The sequence below is a fragment of the Nostoc sphaeroides genome (genome assembly GCF_003443655.1).
In the GTDB taxonomy this organism is placed as follows: Bacteria; Cyanobacteriota; Cyanobacteriia; order Cyanobacteriales; family Nostocaceae; genus Nostoc; species Nostoc sphaeroides.
In genome coordinates this window covers 822,390-840,648 of record NZ_CP031941.1, presented here as the reverse complement: position 1 = coordinate 840,648, position 18,259 = coordinate 822,390, and the positions used below count along the sequence as shown (strand labels likewise).

At 43.0% G+C, this 18,259-nt stretch carries 14 protein-coding genes; 6 read left to right on the top strand and 8 right to left on the bottom strand.

From position 1 onward, the window contains the following. Nucleotides 1-23: 23 nt before the first annotated feature. Complete coding sequence (locus D1367_RS03870; protein ID WP_118163140.1) at nucleotides 24-308, top strand: hypothetical protein; 285 nt, start codon at nucleotides 24-26, stop codon at nucleotides 306-308. A gap of 155 nt (nucleotides 309-463) precedes the next feature. On the opposite strand, the gene D1367_RS03865 is transcribed toward D1367_RS03870, so the two are convergent. The 5 genes from D1367_RS03865 to D1367_RS03845 all read right to left on the bottom strand — a co-directional run bounded on the left by D1367_RS03865 (nucleotide 464) and on the right by D1367_RS03845 (nucleotide 5,590). Next, nucleotides 464-1,252, bottom strand: a complete 789-nt coding sequence (locus D1367_RS03865) for an ABC transporter permease (protein ID WP_118163135.1) — start codon at nucleotides 1,250-1,252, stop codon at nucleotides 464-466. Between the two features lie 90 nt (nucleotides 1,253-1,342). After that, nucleotides 1,343-2,323 (bottom strand): ABC transporter ATP-binding protein, encoded by a 981-nt coding sequence (locus tag D1367_RS03860; RefSeq protein ID WP_118163131.1) that lies wholly within the window; start codon nucleotides 2,321-2,323, stop codon nucleotides 1,343-1,345. 149 nt (nucleotides 2,324-2,472) lie between these two features. Further along, entirely contained in the window at nucleotides 2,473-4,119 is a 1,647-nt protein-coding gene (locus D1367_RS03855) for an ABC1 kinase family protein (RefSeq protein ID WP_118163128.1), read from the bottom strand. Between the two features lie 31 nt (nucleotides 4,120-4,150). After that, nucleotides 4,151-4,447 carry a membrane protein insertion efficiency factor YidD gene (yidD, locus tag D1367_RS03850; RefSeq protein WP_118163125.1) on the bottom strand — a complete coding sequence of 99 codons (297 nt, stop codon included), beginning with the start codon at nucleotides 4,445-4,447 and terminating at the stop codon, nucleotides 4,151-4,153. Between the two features lie 78 nt (nucleotides 4,448-4,525). Next, a complete protein-coding gene (locus tag D1367_RS03845; RefSeq protein ID WP_118163121.1) occupies nucleotides 4,526-5,590 on the bottom strand; it encodes a mannose-1-phosphate guanylyltransferase in 1,065 nt (354 codons plus the stop codon). A gap of 115 nt (nucleotides 5,591-5,705) precedes the next feature. Between D1367_RS03845 and D1367_RS03840 the strand changes: the two genes are divergently transcribed. Both D1367_RS03840 and D1367_RS03835 read left to right on the top strand, forming a co-directional pair. Beyond that, a complete protein-coding gene (locus D1367_RS03840) occupies nucleotides 5,706-7,226 on the top strand; it encodes an LCP family protein (RefSeq protein ID WP_118163118.1) in 1,521 nt (506 codons plus the stop codon). An 85-nt stretch (nucleotides 7,227-7,311) separates the two neighbouring features. Then, on the top strand, nucleotides 7,312-7,818 hold the full coding sequence (locus tag D1367_RS03835) for a pentapeptide repeat-containing protein (protein WP_118163114.1): 507 nt from the start codon (nucleotides 7,312-7,314) through the stop codon (nucleotides 7,816-7,818). Between the two features lie 141 nt (nucleotides 7,819-7,959). On the opposite strand, the gene D1367_RS03825 is transcribed toward D1367_RS03835, so the two are convergent. Next, nucleotides 7,960-10,977, bottom strand: a complete 3,018-nt coding sequence (locus D1367_RS03825; RefSeq protein WP_118163111.1) for a GAF domain-containing sensor histidine kinase — start codon at nucleotides 10,975-10,977, stop codon at nucleotides 7,960-7,962. Between the two features lie 723 nt (nucleotides 10,978-11,700). On the opposite strand from D1367_RS03825, the gene murJ reads away from it, so the two are divergent. The 3 genes from murJ to D1367_RS03805 all read left to right on the top strand — a co-directional run bounded on the left by murJ (nucleotide 11,701) and on the right by D1367_RS03805 (nucleotide 14,925). Continuing rightward, nucleotides 11,701-13,305 (top strand): murein biosynthesis integral membrane protein MurJ, encoded by a 1,605-nt coding sequence (gene murJ / locus D1367_RS03815; RefSeq protein ID WP_118163104.1) that lies wholly within the window; start codon nucleotides 11,701-11,703, stop codon nucleotides 13,303-13,305. 524 nt (nucleotides 13,306-13,829) lie between these two features. Then, entirely contained in the window at nucleotides 13,830-14,342 is a 513-nt protein-coding gene (locus D1367_RS03810; protein WP_118163101.1) for a porin family protein, read from the top strand. 298 nt (nucleotides 14,343-14,640) lie between these two features. Then, nucleotides 14,641-14,925, top strand: coding sequence for a hypothetical protein (locus D1367_RS03805; RefSeq protein WP_118163099.1), 285 nt, complete (start codon nucleotides 14,641-14,643; stop codon nucleotides 14,923-14,925). A 1-nt stretch (nucleotide 14,926) separates the two neighbouring features. Here D1367_RS03805 and D1367_RS03800 read toward each other — a convergent pair whose 3' ends face one another. Next, nucleotides 14,927-17,830, bottom strand: a complete 2,904-nt coding sequence (locus tag D1367_RS03800) for a DUF3769 domain-containing protein (RefSeq protein WP_118163095.1) — start codon at nucleotides 17,828-17,830, stop codon at nucleotides 14,927-14,929. Nucleotides 17,831-18,026: 196 nt separating this feature from the next. Further along, nucleotides 18,027-18,143 carry a photosystem II reaction center protein I gene (locus D1367_RS03795; RefSeq protein WP_015114068.1) on the bottom strand — a complete coding sequence of 39 codons (117 nt, stop codon included), beginning with the start codon at nucleotides 18,141-18,143 and terminating at the stop codon, nucleotides 18,027-18,029. Between the last annotated feature and the right edge of the window lie 116 nt (nucleotides 18,144-18,259).

Here is an 18,259-nt window from a genome sequence, read left to right as displayed (position 1 = left end):
TTTGGCAAATCATGAGGTGAGATATGTCAGTGTTCGAGAAATCTTTCTTTTATCAGGAAATTTTCCAAGAGGCATATCAGAAAAGTTTCCACGAGGCACGGGAAAAAGCGATACAAGAGGAGAGGCTATTGACCATTGAACTGCTTTTGGAGATAAAATTTGGCACTGAGGGATTAGAATTAATGCCAGAAATCTCTCAAATTAATGATTTAGAGCAACTAGAGGTAATTATGCGAAGATTTAAGACGCTAAATACTTTAGACGAATTGCGTGGACTTATCAGTAGTATTCAAACTTCCTCAACTTAGTAGATATTTTTATAAATTTCGTTACGAAAAATTGCCACATATTAAACCTTTGCCTACCCTCTGCCTTTCATCACCCTCAATTCTGCACGGTTTGACGCAAAGCTGTACTTAGCCAAATCATTGGATGGTATTTTTTTAGTTGAATGTTAAATTATTTAAGCTCCCATCCCAGAGTAGCGCTTTAAACCTGCACGCCAAAGAAAGCGATTCGCACCCAAAAACACTAATATCCATCCCACCATTGACGCAAATCCCCGCCCTATATCCACGGGTAGCCCTACCAAAAGACTCGCAGGAAAATCAATCAAATAGGGAAAAGGCGTAAACATCACTATTTTCTGCACAGGTTCTGGAAAGACCTCTAAAGGTGCTATCAAACCAGATAAAAATAGATAAAATAACAACCAAAAATTTTCTAAAGCGCTAGCCCGTTCTGTCCAAAAGGCGAACATAGCAAAGGTGTATTGAATCGTAAACCGCAAAGCAAAAGCTAGCATTACCGCCAATATAAACAGCAAAAATCTACTCAAACTTGGCAACCAAAAAGCTTGGGGATAAAGAATAAAAAACAATCCCACTAATAGAAAAGCAAAGGTTAGCCGAGCAAATCTTTCAGAAATATGACCCGCAACATGATGCCATACTGGGTCGAGTGGTTGTAGCAACTTGGGCGAAAGCTTGCCTTCCACTACCTCTCTTTCAAAGTCCCAAATTACCCAAGCAACTGTTAATTGCCTAACTATGAAAACTGTGATAAAATAACGAGCAAAATCCACAGGTGATAGCCCAAACTGCCCGCCTTGTGCTGCCTGTATCCAGATACCCATAAGGATAATCGGCAAAGAGCCAGCCAAAACCCATAAGATTAGCTCTGCTCGATACTCAACCATATAGGCGTAGTATACTGACAGCAAAGTAAAGGCTTTTCTGATTATCCGCTTCATTTATTCACTTCCCACTACAAAAATTACCCTGAATTCTCCACAGACGCGATTAATCGCGTCTCTACAAGAGAGATGCGATTAATCGCGTCTCTACACAACACCCGCCTGAAATACTCGTCCAATTACTTCCTCTACAGGCGGTTCGGTAACTGTTAAATCAATTACCTCCAAATCCGTCAAAATCTTAGATACGGTACGGGTCAGCGCCTCTCTAGATACCATAAAATGCACCGATCGCCCTTCTAAGTGTTGCACATCACCATAGGTCATAAGTTTTTCTATCGGTAGAGGTTGGGCTAACTCTATATGAACTTCCCGATATGGGGCAAAACGTTCTAGTAGTCCATCTAAACTACCGTCATACATCAGCCTTCCCTCGTGAATCAACAGCACTCGTTGACACAAAGCTGTGATATCAGCCATGTAATGACTCGTCAACAGCACTGTAGCTTGATAACGCTGATTGTAGTCGCGCAAAAAATCGCGCACCGCTACCTGAGCATTTACATCTAGTCCCAGCGTTGGTTCATCTAGGAATAATACGTGGGGACGGTGCAAAAGTGCTGCTAGCAATTCTGCCTTCATCCGTTCACCCAAAGAAAGCTTCCGTACTGCTTGGGTAAGTTTGCCTTCTAGGGAAAGCATCTCTGTTAGTTCTCCCACCCGCCGTTGAAACTCTTTATCAGAGATGTTGTATACAGCAGCATTAATTTTCAAAGAATCTAGCGCTGGCAAGTCCCAAATTAACTGCTGCTTTTGCCCCATTACCAAGGTAATTTTTTGCAAAAATGCTTCTTTGCGCTGAAACGGAATTTGTCCAGCAACTTTGACTGTACCGCTAGAGGGATGAATCAGCCCCGTGAGCATTTTGAGTGTGGTAGTTTTACCAGCACCATTTGGGCCCAAAAAACCCACTACTTCACCAGGGGCAATTTCAAAGGAAACATCCTGAACTGCTTTAATTGAGCGGTAGGTGCGGTGAAAAAAGTGGTTGATTGTACCTTTAATACCCGGACTTTTAACTGCCACGGGATAAGATTTACTCAGATTTTCAGCAATGATAATTGACATATTTTTTATGTTAGAAATTAAATTTTAGACTTTGGCACGATCGCTCAGTCGAAGACTTTTTCCTTCAATCCAAAATCGTTCGACTGAGCATCTCGACTTCGCTCGATGGAACCGAAGTCGAAGTCCAAAATTCAAAATCTAAAATGGTTTTACCGTAAACGTCCCGATCGCAATGTACTAATAATTAACCACAAACCCAATAAACTAGCGACTGCAAACAGGGTGGTGCTTAAAAAAGATAACTGTGTTGTCTGCGCTCTGGTGGATATAATTGCTGCACCCATAATCAGTGAACCCACTAGTATACTAAAAGATAGTCGGTTCGCTGCATCGTCCATAGTGCGACGCACGCCATCTAACCCCCGCAGCGATAAATTCCACTGTAAGGTTTCGGAGGTAACTCGGTCTAATAACAGTTCAATTTGGCGGGGAGATTGGAGAGACAGACTTTTTATATCTAAGGCTGTTCTCAGGAGCGATCGCACTGGATTATCGCCCAGTAATTGCCGACGAAACAAGTCTGTAATTAATGGTTTTACTTCATCAAAAAAGTTAAGTTCCGGGTTGAATGTCCGCGCTACACCCTCTAAATTCGCTAAGGTTTTCGCATACAAACCCATATTACTAGGTAATCTAATTTTATTGTTGCGGGCAACTTGTAAAACTTCATAAATTATCTGACTGAAGTTGATTTCTGTTAGGCTGACATTGTGATACTTTCGCAACATGCGATCGTAATCATTTTCTAACCGTGACAAAATTACTGGTTGAGCAGAATCTGATAGTTGCAAAGTTAATTGAGCGCATCTTTGAGCATCTAAATCAACGATCGCTAACAACATCTCTGTTAATATCTGCTGTGTGCGGGGATCAAGTCTTCCCACCATGCCACAGTCTAAGAGGGCAACACGACTATCTTTGAGATAAAACAAGTTTCCTGGATGGGGATCGGCGTGAAAAAAGCCATCAATATATAGCTGCTGAAAAAATACCCGAAATAACAAAGTAGTTATTTCTTTACGCTTGAGAGCAGGGTCTTTAACGTTGGGGTCATTATCCAAATCCGCCGCTAGGAATGGCACTCCATCCAGCCATTCCATCACCAGTAATTTCTCTGTGGTCAATTCCCAGTTAATTTCCGCAACCACTATTTGTGTGGGATCATACCAGCGACTTTTAGATAAATTGCGCCGCAGTTGGTCTGTAAAACCTGCTTCCCGTGTAAAATCTAACTCGGCTTCTAGAGCTTTGGTAAATTCTTCGGCGATGGATTTAATTTCGTAGGTTTGCCCAAATTCAGTCCGCGCCACTAAATCGGCAATACCTTGAATTAAAGCAATATCTTGGGCAATAGTTAAATCAATTCCGGGACGTTGCACTTTCAGAGCAACTTCTCGACCATCTATTAATGTAGCTCGATGTGTTTGAGCAATTGATCCGGCTGCTACTGGAATCGGGTTAACTGTGCTGAAGGTTTCTGTTAGTGGAAGTTTTAATTCTTTACGGAGGATTATTTCTATCTCTGACCAAGGAACAGGCGGTACTTCGTCTTGTAAAGTAGATAGTTCCTCAATGTAGGCGGCGTTCAGTAAATCTGGACGCGTAGACATTAGCTGACCAAGTTTAACGTAAACTGGCCCCAAGTCTACCAAAATATTTTTTAAAACCGCAGGTGTAGGTAGCTGTGGTTCATCAGCTTTGCCACCAGTAAGTAACCTTCGCATATAGTCCCAGCCATTGCGAAGGAAGACTTCAAGGATTTCTCGTTGACGGGGAACTGTTTGGGTGAGGAACATGTTTGTAAAAAACTGCAAAGAGGCAGAGGAGTTAAAGAGGTAGACAGCAGGGGATGACAATACAACGGAAATCGGCTTTAGTTTTGATGCTTGCTAAAGTTTTGCTAGCTGCCGCACAGTCTTGAAATCTTTTTATGGATGATTGTACAGCTTCTTGGAGCTTCTGTTCAGTCAGCATCCGTTTGACGTAATTAGAGCAGGAATCCCCGCCGTGTAATAAGCGATGGGAACAAGAAAATCCTTTGGACGGAGAAATATATTTTTGATAGGCAGTAATAGAATCAATGGCCATCGTCTTGGCGAGAGGCTCAAAGCTAATAATGTGCATAACTGTCAGATTAAATAACAGACAGTCAAGTTATAATGGAAAAATAGACTTTTTCGCCTCTGCCAAGGGTTTTAACTTTTATAGCAGGTCAGTAAATCGGGAATCGCTTTGGAGAATTTTAAGGATCTGCTTGATTTCCTGGGTACGTTCTTTTTTAACAACGAGGGTGACATTGCGATCGCGCACAATCACCACGTCCTCTAAACCAATTGTAACAACTACATCCTCTGGATTTGAGGCGTAAATAATGGCCCCCTGCGTATCTAAACCTACGTGAGTAGCAAGTTCTACATTGGGATTATCTTCCGTTTTCAGTAAACGTTCGATCGCATTCCAATCTCCTAAATCATCCCAACCAAAATCAACTGGCAAAACGTATGCTAGAGTTGTCTTTTCCATTAGCGCATAGTCTATACTCTTCTTAGGCAACTGGGGATAGATATCAGGGCCATGTTGTTCTAAAGGTTCGATAATTTCTGGCGCATGGGTATGTAGTTCCTTGAGAACAACCCCTGCCCGAAAAACGAACATTCCACTATTCCAGCTAAAGCGTCCCGTAGATAAAAAAGTTTCTGCCGTTTCCCGGTTGGGCTTTTCAGTAAAGCGGTTGACGTGGTAAGCTGGCAACTCATTAAAGCTACCTATTTTTTCACCTTGTTCAATGTAGCCGTAACCGGTTGATGGAAAAGTAGGCTTGATCCCCAGTGTAACGATCGCTGCTGTGTTTGCTGCTAGTTGCGTAGCCGCGCTTAATGTGTGTGCAAACGCCTCTTGGTCAGCGATCCAGTGGTCAGCAGGGAAAAAGCCAATCACAGCGTCTTCTCCATAGCGCTGTTTGATTTCTAAACTTGCCCAAGCAACGGCTGCGGCGGTGTCTCTTCCTTCCGACTCAATCAATAAATTCTGAGATGGTAGATCAGGTAATTGTTGTCTTACCCCTTCAGCTATCTGACTAGAAGTAATTACCCACAAGGAATCCCACCCGCCACCGATTTCAATCAATCGATCGGCGGTTGCTTGTAATAAACTTCTAGAGCTACCATCAAGACTTAAAAATTGCTTGGGTCGGTCTTTGCGACTCAGGGGCCAAAAACGTTCACCTTTACCACCAGCAAGGATTACGGGGAACAATAAAGTATTCATGTTGTCATACACGCCTACCGAAGAACATTACAAGTTTACAGTGAACTTTTGCAGTGGCAATATTTGTAGCTTGCATTAACATACTTTTAGGGAGTGGTTGAGTGGGGAGATAATTGTGATAAAACAAGTCGAATGGTCAGAAAATCCGCTTGGATCTCAGCAAGTTGTAGAATTTGAACCTGAGGTGCGATCGCAGCAACTTCAACGAACAGAAAATCAAGTAGCACCAGCACCAGTAGAGGATTTAGAGGAGGAGGATGTCGAACTAAACCCGCCAGCGAATCCCAACCGTAGCGTTGTCGAATCAGTGGGTGCAATTCCCAATCAGCTTTATGAGAGACTGGGCTTAACCATGCCTCGATGGCTGTTGTGGATCATGACGGTTGTCATCGGCATTATCTTATCTGGTTTACTGGTATCAACCTTAGCGCTGTGGACTCCTTTATGGAGCAATCTAGATCGAACAGATGAAGATTTAGGAACCAATACTAAAGACGAGGTAAAAATACCGCTACCAGGGGAGTTATGGAGCAAACTCTCCCAGTACAACCTTTCACGACCCATGAATATTTTAATTATGGGGATTGAACCAGTTAGCGGTACTGTTGATGGTTCACCAGAAAGCTTTGCTGGGAAAAGCGACACCATGCTGCTAGTAAGGCTTAATCCTAGTGAAAAATCTGTACGGGTGCTTTCCATTCCCAGAGATACGATGATCGCTATCCCAGAAAAGGGAGAAAAGGGATTAACTAAGGTATCTGATGCCAATGCCCAAGGCGGCCCAGTCTTGGCAGCACGGGTAGTTAGCCGTACCTTAAACAATGCCCCAATCGATCGCTATATCCGTATTTCTACCAGTGGCTTACGGCAGTTGGTCGATCAGTTAGGCGGAGTAGAAGTCTTTGTTCCGCAATCAATGGAATATAAAGACTCTAGCAGTCGCCTGTCGATTAATTTAGTTAGTGGCTGGCAAACCCTCAACGGTGAACAAGCAGAACAGTTTGTCCGATTCCGCGAACCAGGTTTGGGAGATTTGCCGAGAGTGCAGCGTCAGCAAGCACTAACAGCAGCATTGCTGCAACGCTTAAATAGTCCTACCGTCTTACCCAGGTTGCCTCAGTTAACTCGCTTGATGCGAAAATACTTTGATACCAACCTGAAGATGGAAGAAATGATGGCGTTGGTGAATTTCGGCCTCAACTTAGATCGAGATAATTTCCAAATGACCGTGTTGCCTGGTACGTTTAGCCGTTTTAGCAAAGACCCTGATAGCTATTGGCTAAATATGACTGGACAACAGAGCCTGTTGAATGATTATGTTGGGGTAAATGTACCTGGTCTGAAACCAGATATGCGTCAGGTTCCTAACCTCAAAATTGCTATTCAAAATGCTTCCAATCAACCTCAGCTAACTGAAAAAGTTATTGCTTATCTGAAACAGAAAGGCTTTACTAATATTTACAAAGTGCCTGATTGGCCAGATACCCAACGTCAAACTCAGATTGTTGTCCAAAAAGGCAACCGACGAGTTGGAGTTGATTTGCAAAAAGTCTTAGGCTTGGGTCAAATTGAGGTAGCGGCGATTGGTGATTTAGAATCTGATCTCACAATTCGGATTGGTAAAGATTGGAAATAGTCAAGAGTCATTAGTCATTAGTCATTAGTCATTGGTTAAATGACAAGCGGCTAATGACAAAGGACTGCTGATAAATAATAAAGTTATGAAAAAGATTTTACTGCGCTTTTTTGGTTTGATTGTGATTTTGATACTGGCATTTGGGTGGGTAATACTTAATCCCAAACCTGCTTTTGCTCAGATAAATACAATTAATTACAACAATATAAATTTAGAAAATCGTGATTTTTCTCATGCTGATTTGGCCGGTGTGACTTTTGTAGCAGCAGAAATGCGGGGGACGAATTTTCAAGGAGCGAATTTAACCAACGCAATTCTCACTAAAGGAGTTTTGTTAAAGGCAAATTTGGAAGGTGCGAACTTGAGCGGCGCTTTAGTCGATCGCGTCACTATGGATGGTGCTAATCTGAAAAATGCCATTTTTACAGAAGCCACTTTGACTCGTAGCCGTTTTTTTGATGCCGAAATTACAGGCGCTGATTTTACCGATGCTTTAATTGACCGTTATCAAGTGTCGCTAATGTGTGAAAGGGCTGATGGGGTAAATCCGGTTACGGGTATGTCAACGCGAGATAGTTTAGGTTGTCGATAGTCGGGTGTGTTAATGCCAATTCAATTAATAATTGCAACACATCCTTGGGTAAAGACGCGATGAATCGCGTCTCTACAAATGACAAATGGTCTATTTGTCGCATTCTTTTTTACAATTGGTATAATTATCGAAAATTCGCCTCTAATTACTGCTGGGAATTTCAATTAAAAACTCTGTTCCTTCTCCTGGTTGTGAGGAACATTTAATCTGACCATGATGTTTTTCAACTATTATTTGATAGCTGATAGATAATCCTAACCCCGTACCTTTACCCGGTGCTTTGGTAGTGAAGAAGGGATCAAATATATGCGATCGCACCTCTTCTGGAATCCCAAGACCATTGTCAGCTATGCTAATTACAATCTGGTTATTAACGGCTTGTGTAGTAATCCAGATAGTTAAAGGTATTGTCGGACACCTTTGGGATAACTTCAAATACCTTTGCTGTATAGTTTTAAACTTTTCCTCTAATGCATCAATACTGTTACTCAAAAGATTCATAAAGACTTGATTTAATTGCGCTGGATAGCATTCGAGCAAACGTAAAGTAGCATATTCTTTCACAATTTCAATAGCTGGGCGTTCATTATTGTTTTTGAGCCGATGCCCTAAGATTAGCAAAGTACTATCCAAGCCTTCATGAATATCTACTCGCTTCAATCCAGCCTCATCTGTACGAGAGAAGTTTCGCAGTGATAGCACAATCTCACAAATGCGCTCTGTTCCTACTTTCATTGACTCAACGGTTTTGGGCAAATCTTCGATGAGAAAGTCCAAATCAGTCTTGTCAATTTGCTCTTGGACAGTTGGCAATATTGAGGAGTTTTGACGGTAAAGTTTCACTACCTTTAGCAGTTCTTGAGTATATTCATTTAAATGGATGAGATTGCCAAAAATAAAACTGATAGGATTGTTGATTTCATGGGCGACTCCAGCAAGTAGTTGTCCTAATCCTGCCATTTTTTCACCCTGAATTAACCGAGTCTGAGTTTGTTTTAATTCTTGCAGAGTTTGAGTAAGTTCTAAGGTTTGACGTTTGGTTTGTTCGAGTAATTCTGCTTGCTGAATCGCAATTCCTAATTGCACCCCAACTTGAGCCAGTAAATTAATTTCTTCCTCTTTCCAATAACGCGGCTGGGAATTTTGATAAGCAACTAATAATCCCCATAATTTTTCACCTTCCCGAATTGGAACAAAGGTTTCATTACGCGGAAGTTCGTTATCGTCGTCTGTGTCCTCAAAAGTTTCTATAATCATTGGTTGAGCTTGTGCAACAGCTTTCCAACCATCTTTAAAAGAATCTGCCACAAATTTACCGCTCCAATCTGAGTTGAAGCGATAGATTGCAACTCGCTCGACTTCGAGCAACTCTCGCACAGCATGAGTAGTGGTTTTAAAAATAGTTTTAATATCGAGTGACTGGCGGATTTTATCAATGGTTGCAGCCAGTAATTCTTGCCGTTCCATTGCTTTCTCGCGTTCAGTAGCTTCTGCTAATTGGACAACCTGCATTTGAACTTGCTTCAAATAAGAATCCTGTTTTAAAGCAACTCCCAATTGCTCGGCTATTTGACTGGCAAATTCAATTTCAGAGGGTTGCCAGTGACGAGGAGCGGTGCATTGGTGAATACACAGCAATCCCCAAAGTTCACCTTTTTTCAATAGAGGTGCGACCAAATTTGCCCGCACTTGAAATTTTTCTAGGATTTGGACGTAGCAACCGGGAAACTTTCCTTGATAAATGTCAGCGATGGCATTTACCCGCCCTTGGGCGTAAAGGTGGACAAAGTTTTCACCAAAGCAATAATCATAAACTTTTTCTGCGATTACCGAGTTACACTCAGCCACAAAATCTTCAGAAATAAACTCTCCTTCCCAATCTTTTTGAGGGTCAAAACGAAAAACTGCTACTCTGTCTGCTTGCAGCATTTGCCGTACCTCAGTGACAGTAGTTTGGAAAATTGTATCTAAATCTAAGGACTCCCGAATTCGAGTAATCACACTAGTTAATGTCTTTTGTTGCTCTGCTTGGTACTGAGCGTATGTGAGCAACTTATGGTGTCGCACTGCTACACCAATTTGTGTGCCGATTTTGGTCAGTGATTCGACTTCATAAGATTGCCACTGTCTGGGTGAGGAATTTTGGTAAGCAGCAATGACTCCCCAAAGTTTGTCTCCTTGGAGAATAGGAGCAGTTGCAAAGGCTTTTGCCTGAAATTGCTCCAACAGGGTTACATGACAGTTTGTTAATCCGGCTTGATAAATGTCATTGACTGTAAATGTCTGGTTGTTAACGTAACGTCCGCCTTGCGTCTGTTGTAAATAAGTATCAGCGATCGCAGGCTGAACGCCAACTAAAGGAGTCCAGCCTTCCGCAAATGATTCAGCAACGAAGTTACCACTCCAATCGTCATTAAAGCTAAAAATGGCAACTCGGTCAGCTTGCAGCAGCTGGCGTATTTCTTGAGTTGTTGTTTTAAAGATGGTTTCAATATCAAGGGGTGAGCGAATTTTATCGACAATCTGAGCAATTACTTGGTCGCGTTGAGCCGCTTGAGCCAATTCTGCGGTTTGCAATTGGACTTCATGGAGATGCTTCGCTTGTTGAATCGCAACGACAAGATGATCGGCAATTTGACGAATAAACTCAATTTCCGATTCTTTCCAGTCACGAGCCTCACTGCACTGATGAATGCAAAGCAATCCCCACAGTTCCGAATGGCGCGATAGAGGGACAACGAGGTTGGCCTTTACCTGAAATTTACTCAAAATTGTGGCGTGACAATCACTCAGTCCCGCCTTGTAAATATCTGCTACTGCCTGCACTCTACCTTGTTGATAACTCGAAGCAAATTGTTCTCCAAAGCAGTGGTCGTAAACTTTTATTGCCAGTGCTGAATCCCAGTCAAGTGCAACATCCTCAGAAACAAATTCTCCTTCCCAGTCTTTCTCTTGGTCAAACTGGAAGACTGCTACACGATCAGCATTTAGCAACTGACGCACTTGTGTAACGGTCGTTTGAAAAATTGTTTTTAAGTCAAGAGACTCCCGAATTCGCACAATTACACTCGCCAGAGCCTTTTGTTGGTCTAGTTGTTCTTGAAGTTGAGCGCTTGACAAAAGAAGTTGATTTTCTGTGAAATTTGAATTGGGTTCCATTGCTCTGGATTATGTCGTTTAATGATTCCTCATACCAAACTTCATGGAATTAAAGGTTGCCAAAAATATGACAAACTGCAAATTTTTGCAGTGTTCAACAATTTCTCAGAAGATGGTTATTGTTATAGTTCCCCTTTCTTTATCTATCCTCATAATGGGTTAAAAAATAATTTGGGCTTGTATATAACAGAGGATATGACTAAGTTAGTGTTGCTGTAATCAGGTTCAGTTAAGATCCCCCCGCCTACGGCGACCCCCTTAAAATGGGGATGAAATCAATTCGCTTTTTCGCCCATTCGCAATTCGCAATTAAACTAAGCCCGACACAACGGGCAGAGGGTTTCAACCTACCAAGAGAATACAAGGATTTTTTCGCTTGACTTCGGGCGAGGTTTTGAACCTTCACTTTTTCCATAAAAGAGGGGCAATAATTTCGTTTTGAGCGTAGGCGTAGCCCGCCTTCGGCATCGTGCCAATACCAAGGCGAAAGCATTTAAAATCACTAATTTGTCAAAATTTACCTGACAGAATGGGGAATTTCAGGTTAAATGTTTTAAGGGAACTCCAAAAAATAAATTATTCCACATTAAAGTCGTTGACTGTTGACTGTTGACTGAAAACTCGTGAACCGTCAACGGTCAACAGTGAACAATAGCAATGGAATATTTTTTTACTTGGAAGTCCCTAAGATATGCACTCTGCAAGAGTTGTCGGGTAATATTCGTGACACAACAAGACCAAAAACCCTCTCGTTCTTTCGCTGGAATTGCTGGCATTGTTGCCGCAGCCACATTAATTAGTAAAATCTTCGGTTTAGTGCGGCAGCAAGCGATCGCTGCCGCTTTTGGTGTTGGTGCTGCTGCCACTGCCTATAGTTATGCCTATATTATCCCTGGCTTTCTATTGATATTACTCGGTGGTGTAAATGGGCCATTACACAGCGCAGTTGTCAGCGTTTTAGCCAAGCGGCGGCGAGAAGAAGCGGCTCCCCTAGTGGAAACCGTGACAACGCTGGTAGCTGGATCGCTGTTGCTGGTGACAGTGGCTCAAGTTTTATTTGCGGATGCGATCGTTGATTTAGTTGGTCATGGTTTGGAAGCGACAACCAGAGCGATCGCCATTCAACAACTCCGCATTATGGCACCGATGGCTTTATTTGCCGGATTAATTGGCATTGGCTTTGGTACTCTTAATGCAGCCAATCAATATTGGTTACTCTCCATTAGTCCCTTATTATCCAGTATTACCGTTGTTGCCGGTCTTGGTATACTGGCGATGCAACTGGGCAAGGACATTATTAAACCAGAGTACGCTTTAATTGGTGGAATGGTTTTAGCTTGGGGAACCTTAGCAGGAGCAGTTCTCCAGTGGTTAGTGCAGCTAATTGTCCAGTGGCGATTAGGACTCGGCACATTACGCCTGCGGTTTGATTTTAAATCCCCAGGCGTTCAAGAAGTGATTAAAATCATGACTCCGGCAACAGTTTCATCTGGAATGATGCCAATTAATGTTGCCACTGACCTTTATTTTGCCAGTCCTATCCCTGGTGCGGCGGCAGGATTTAACTATGCGAATCTATTAGTACAAACTCCGTTGGGGATTATTTCTAATATCATTTTACTGCCCCTGTTACCGATATTTGCCAAACTAGCCAGCCCCGAAAATTGGTCAGATTTAAAATTACGCATTCGCCAAGGGCTGCTACTTACTGCCTTCACCATGCTACCGCTAGGGGCGTTGATGGTGTCGTTATCAGTACCCATTGTGCAGGTGGTATATGAGCGTGGTGCTTTCAAGCCAGAAGCTACACAGCTAGTTTCATCCTTGCTAGTCGCTTATGGAATTGGGATGTTTGTTTATTTGGGACGTGATGTTTTGGTGCGGGTGTTCTACGCTTTAGGCGATGGACAGACACCTTTTCGCATCAGTATTTTTAACATTTTGCTCAACATCGTATTAGATTGGTTTTTCGTTAAACCTTTTGGCGCTCCCGGTTTGGTGTTAGCAACAGTGGGTGTAAATTGTAGCTCAATGTTAATGCTGTTATGGTTGCTCGATCGCAAGCTCAATGGTTTACCTTGGCGTGAGTGGGGTTTGCCGATTTTGGGTTTGACTGCGGGTAGCTTGGTAGCTGGAGTAGCAAGCTATGGGACATTGGTTGGTTCTCAACAATTGCTGGGTAAAACAGGTTTACTGATTCTGGTGTTGCAATTGTGTGTATCAGGCTTCGTGGGGATTGCAGTATTTACTGCGATCGCTTCATCAATGAAAATACCAGAGGTGAATACTTTTATATCTCGTCTAAGTCAGCGCTTTTTGAAGAAATAACTGTTATTGGGACTTAGACAAAAAGTAGCCAGAAAAAACACTCAAATGTATATACAGATGTTGCCCGGACATGATATAGACACTCTCAATAGTATTGGGTTGGGCTGAGGAAGGAAACCCAACATTTTGCGCGGTTTGTTGGGTTTGGCAAAGGTTCAACCCAACCTACCAATATTCAAAACCTACGCAGTTTGGAACAGCTTAGGTAATTTACAACAATTTTTTTAAATAAAGAGCATTTTTGAAAATTATTCTGAGAAAGATAACTTTAGATATTGAAAGGGTTGCTGGTAATGGCTTTTAGCACTCCATCTATGGGAATCATTTTTTAAATTGCTATCAGATAGCGATCGCACCCACTACTCGATTTCAAGAATTTTGAATATTTCACTTGGTACACCCGACTGGGTGAGAAAGAATTCAGCCACTTGGGTGAACCAGGTGTGCGAGGTTACATTTTGTAAAAAAAGAGATTCTAGTACTAGAGAATATTGATTTTACCTAACTCTAGTGAGAAGAATTCTATGAAACTTACAAAATTAGCTGCCTCTTTCCTCGCTGCTACTTCCATTGTCCTCTCGGCTGGAATTGCATCTGCTCAAACAGCTGGTACAAACGCCAATTACATCGGTGCTGGTGTTGCGGTTGGTGCAACCAGTGGCGGACAAGGAAACGATGAAGCACAAATTGGTGGCAATATTCAAGGACGTTACGCCGTTCCCAATGCGCCTGTTTCACTGCGGGGTTCTGTGCTGTATGGTGGTGATGCTGCCGCAATTATGCCCATAGTGACTTACGATGCGCCCATCGCCAAAAATACTAACGTTTACTTCGGTGGTGGTTATTCTTTTGTCACTGACGAAGGTCAAAAAACCCCATTGGGCAATCAGAATTCACCTGTAGTCACCCTTGGTATTGAATCAGAAGTTAGCAATAATGTCATTGCTTATGGCGATACTAAATGGGGCATTGATGCCTACAGAAATAGTGATGCTGATGCTGTCAGCTTCCAAGCTGGATTAGGCTATCGCTTCTAGTGATTCCGAGCTAGAAAGTAGCTTATTTACAACCTAAAGCAATGATATTTGCCAACTGTAATATAGCGGCAATTGCATAGAATACAGACCATTCGTAGGGGCACAGCAATGCTGTGCCCCTACCGTCTATTACATCCAAATGAGAGCCGTAAAAGTAATTCGTTCTCTTCTTTTAACAAACTTCGGCGGGTTTAATCATTTTTATTGATGATTTTGATAAAAAATCATATTGGCTATTATCAAAAGTTTTTCTTAAAGTTAAATGGCTAATTTTAAATACGCGTAAAAGATATTACTCATGGAAAACATTAATCCCATACCAGAAAAACTGGGTGAAACAACTGATGTAGAAGCTTGGCTAATTCGAGCGGGGTTAAGATTTTCAGACTTAGGTAACGATGCTGCAAGTATTGCAATTCGTAAGCAATGGCGAGAGTACCAAGCCGCAGTTCACAGATGCTGTGCAATCCTACACCAACCACCATCACATGTTCAACTAAGCGGCGACTATGCCAAGCTGAGAATACCTGGGGCAGCATCAACCAATTGTGCGATCGCCTGTCGAGTCGTGCCAAATCCTTAGACTAATAATCCTGTTGCACGCCGCCCACTACTGGCTTAACTTCCGAAAATGGATCAGTGCCGCCACCCCAGTTAAAATCACTAATTCGGAAGCTGATCCCGCCTAACTCCAACACCGGATTGTAACGCAAGGTAATGCCATAGGTGCGACGGCTATATTCCACAATGTAGTCGGTGCTAGCTTCTCTACCAGTATCCAAGTTAACAGATGTTTGGAAGCCTAAGCGAAAAGGGCCGTAGATTTGCTGTGATATCCCAGCGCTCAATACTTTGTTATCAACAGAGCGATCGAACAAGAAGGGTGATAATCCGCTGTTTAAGCCTTGAGAGTAACTAATATTAAAGGCGGTATAGTCGAAAAAAGGTCGAGAAAAATGACCAATTTGCCCTTGTAAGCCAATTGTACCAGTTAGGGTACTTTGGTTATCACCATTGGTGTAATAACTGGTAGTGCCTGTAAGTCCAGCGATCGCTTGCAAGTAAGGAACTACAGGGTTAGCCGTGTATCGTAATCCCTCAGTGGCAGTGGGTGGTAATGGTTTTCCCTGCCACAGCAACACCCCACTACTGAGGCTAGCGCTGCCTTGTAAACGACCTAGTGAGATGCGATCGTTTTCCCGCACTGGTTCTAGTAAGTCTTGGCGATCGGTGTTGGCATTGATATATCGAGCGCTTCCCTGATAGGTGAGGTTGATACCACTCTTACCTAAAGGAATTACAGGAGAGGTAATAATGCCGCCAATACTACTCTGAACGGTTTGAAAGCCAAGGGTACCGTTGTAAAAGCGATCGCGGTAGCTATACTCCAGATTCAATATGTGGGGAAGGGAAGTCCCTAATGTCTGGCGCAATCCTAACCTCACCCGCAAATTATCTTCTATTTTGTTCAAGTCAAAACTAGTTAACTGCCCAGTCCCCTCAATTACTGCTCGTGGACTCAAAACAGAATTTATTTTTGTCTTGACTGCAAATAGTGCGCCTAAATCACCCGTGCCTTCTTGCACAGCTTTCTGTATTAACAACTGGGGCGTGATCGTCCAGCGTGTCTGCTCTGTATCGATCACTGGAAAGCCACGCTCAATATACAAACCACCCCGCTCATCTCCATCATAGCCGGGAGAGACTATTGCAGGTGTAACGTCCCGCTCCCGGCGGTCAATAGTCCGCTCATTCACCGGAATTGGTAACGAGATTCTTTGATCCAATACCAAACGCTGCTTCTGTGTCCTGATCCGGTCTACCAAAGGTGATTCTCGCGTCAGAGTTACTGTATCTGCACGCAACTCTAGTTCTGGGGGCGAAAAAGGATCATTGGTGATGCGGACATCCCTTGCTTTCCAGCCTTGCGGATAAAAGTCAATGTGTTCAGCTTCAAACCTGAGTCGATTGACTACACCCCCTGTTTTCGGTGCCGCGATGTTGCTAGCATTTGCCTGACCACCAATTGTTACATCAATTCCTCCAGGGCTGCTCACACCAGAAACGGGCTGATTGGCTCTAATGCGATCGCTGGGCGGACGTTTTGGAACTCCACCAGCAGTTATACTCGTGGGTGAAAAAGCAAAATCTGTTTGTGTTGAGGGTACATAAATTTCTCCTCTACCATTTAGCAGTTCCCCACTATCTTGAACAAAGTTATAGGTAAAGCGTTGTCCACGCAGTACTTGATCGCCCCGTGTTAAAGTTACGTTTCCTTCCCCCGCAGCAATCAAGTTGTCTAAATTGACTTGCAGGCGATCGGCATCCACCACCGCCCCATCAAATCGCACAACTACATTCCCAACAGCTGTAATAATTTGCCGTCGCTCGTCATACTCTTGCCGATCTGAAGTGACTTCCACAATTCTCGGTTTAGCTGGCGGCGTGCTAGCTGGCGCAGTTGTACCAAATGGTTGACTTTGTGGCTGATTTGTGGTATTACCATCTGGTGTAGGCGTTGGTGCTTGAGCTTGTTGTTGGACTTGGGACTTGAATCCTACAGTGATGGGCGATGAGAGTTGGTTTGTTGGGTTACGAGACTTGAATTTTATAAAATTTTGTACTGATTGAGAACTTGGTGCAAGATCAGCAGCAGATACAGAGATATTGTCTGCTTTTGGAGACTGTGGTGCAGTAATATCACTTTGCTGTTTTTGCTGGGTTAACTTCTGTGCTAAAATTCTCCCCTTTGATTCGACTAACTTGTTGCTGTTTGTGGCATTTGGGACAAGTTGAAGAGGAGGCAAAGATTGGGCGATTTGCGGATTTGGGGAAACTCTATAACTAAAGCTACCATCCAAAAAGGTTTGTTTTTCTTTACTAGAGTTGAGAGTTAGCGTAGACGCAAAGCGGCTTGTCGTTAGATATCGCTCACCGAGTTTTTGAGAAGGTTCACGTTTTACGTCTAGGTTGTCAGCTTGCACTCCAACTTTTGTTGGTAACGCAGTGACTTCTGTTTGCGTCTCTCCTTTGCACAGCGCCGCTCTGAGAAGAATTTCCGAGCGCCTAACGCCGACGCTTGGACTTGTTGTGTTTTCTTTAGAACTCTTGCAATTAGAGGTTTTAACCTCCTGCGTGGGATAACTAACAACGAGCGATCGCCCCAATGCAGCAGTTCCAGAACTGTTGATGGGCGAAATTTCTGGTGGGAAGGTTTCTGGTGGATGGGGTACAGAGGGAGTTTCGGCAACTACCAAGTCATTCGGAGTTGAGTTGCTCGGAGTTGGCAATGGCGGATCATTTTTGGTATCACTCGCAATTGGCAACTGGGCCAAATCCTTGGGCTGCTTGGATTTGTCTGTCTTTTCGTGTATTCCAGTATCTACACCTGAAAGAAAGTTTGTATAACTAGCAGATGAGGCGGGATTTACAGCTTGTAAAGATTCGAGGATAAAAGGCGGATCAGGCGGCAGAACTGGATGAAGCATATTTGAGCATAATCGGGCTAACAAACAGCCAAATGACGGAGGGAAGGATGAATATACATTTTGCCTTCCAACTGTCGCCTTCTGCTACCGGTAGCAAGCCACTTTGAGGAGGAAACTTACTAGGCGAAAGTTTAGTAAGTTTCCGTGGCGTTTAATATCTTCCGCCTTCTAAAGTCGCGGATGATTTATCGTCCTTTTACTCTAAGTCCCGACGGCCGGGGTTACGAGCTGGATCGTTTGATAAAAATCCGAAGACGAAGATAGTTACGAAGAAGGCAACAACAATATAAACAGCGATTTTTAAAGTGAGCATAGAAATATCTCCAAGGGGTAAAACAAAGAAAGCTTTTCTTTCAGGATCTGCCATGCAGAAAAGGTAGCTCCTTTATATTACCCAAATCTCGTCCCTTTTTTAGAGGACTCTTACCG

Bases quoted from the DNA above. Each gene is read 5' to 3' on its own strand.
- D1367_RS03870 (WP_118163140.1), top strand. From the start codon at position 24: ATGTCAGTGTTCGAGAAATCTTTCTTTTATCAGGAAATTTTCCAAGAG.
- D1367_RS03865 (WP_118163135.1), bottom strand. From the start codon at position 1,252: ATGAAGCGGATAATCAGAAAAGCCTTTACTTTGCTGTCAGTATACTAC.
- D1367_RS03860 (WP_118163131.1), bottom strand. From the start codon at position 2,323: ATGTCAATTATCATTGCTGAAAATCTGAGTAAATCTTATCCCGTGGCA.
- D1367_RS03855 (WP_118163128.1), bottom strand. From the start codon at position 4,119: ATGTTCCTCACCCAAACAGTTCCCCGTCAACGAGAAATCCTTGAAGTC.
- yidD (WP_118163125.1), bottom strand. From the start codon at position 4,447: ATGCACATTATTAGCTTTGAGCCTCTCGCCAAGACGATGGCCATTGAT.
- D1367_RS03845 (WP_118163121.1), bottom strand. From the start codon at position 5,590: ATGAATACTTTATTGTTCCCCGTAATCCTTGCTGGTGGTAAAGGTGAA.
- D1367_RS03835 (WP_118163114.1), top strand. From the start codon at position 7,312: ATGAAAAAGATTTTACTGCGCTTTTTTGGTTTGATTGTGATTTTGATA.
- D1367_RS03825 (WP_118163111.1), bottom strand. From the start codon at position 10,977: ATGGAACCCAATTCAAATTTCACAGAAAATCAACTTCTTTTGTCAAGC.
- D1367_RS03810 (WP_118163101.1), top strand. From the start codon at position 13,830: ATGAAACTTACAAAATTAGCTGCCTCTTTCCTCGCTGCTACTTCCATT.
- D1367_RS03805 (WP_118163099.1), top strand. From the start codon at position 14,641: ATGGAAAACATTAATCCCATACCAGAAAAACTGGGTGAAACAACTGAT.
- D1367_RS03800 (WP_118163095.1), bottom strand. From the start codon at position 17,830: ATGCTTCATCCAGTTCTGCCGCCTGATCCGCCTTTTATCCTCGAATCT.
- D1367_RS03795 (WP_015114068.1), bottom strand. From the start codon at position 18,143: ATGCTCACTTTAAAAATCGCTGTTTATATTGTTGTTGCCTTCTTCGTA.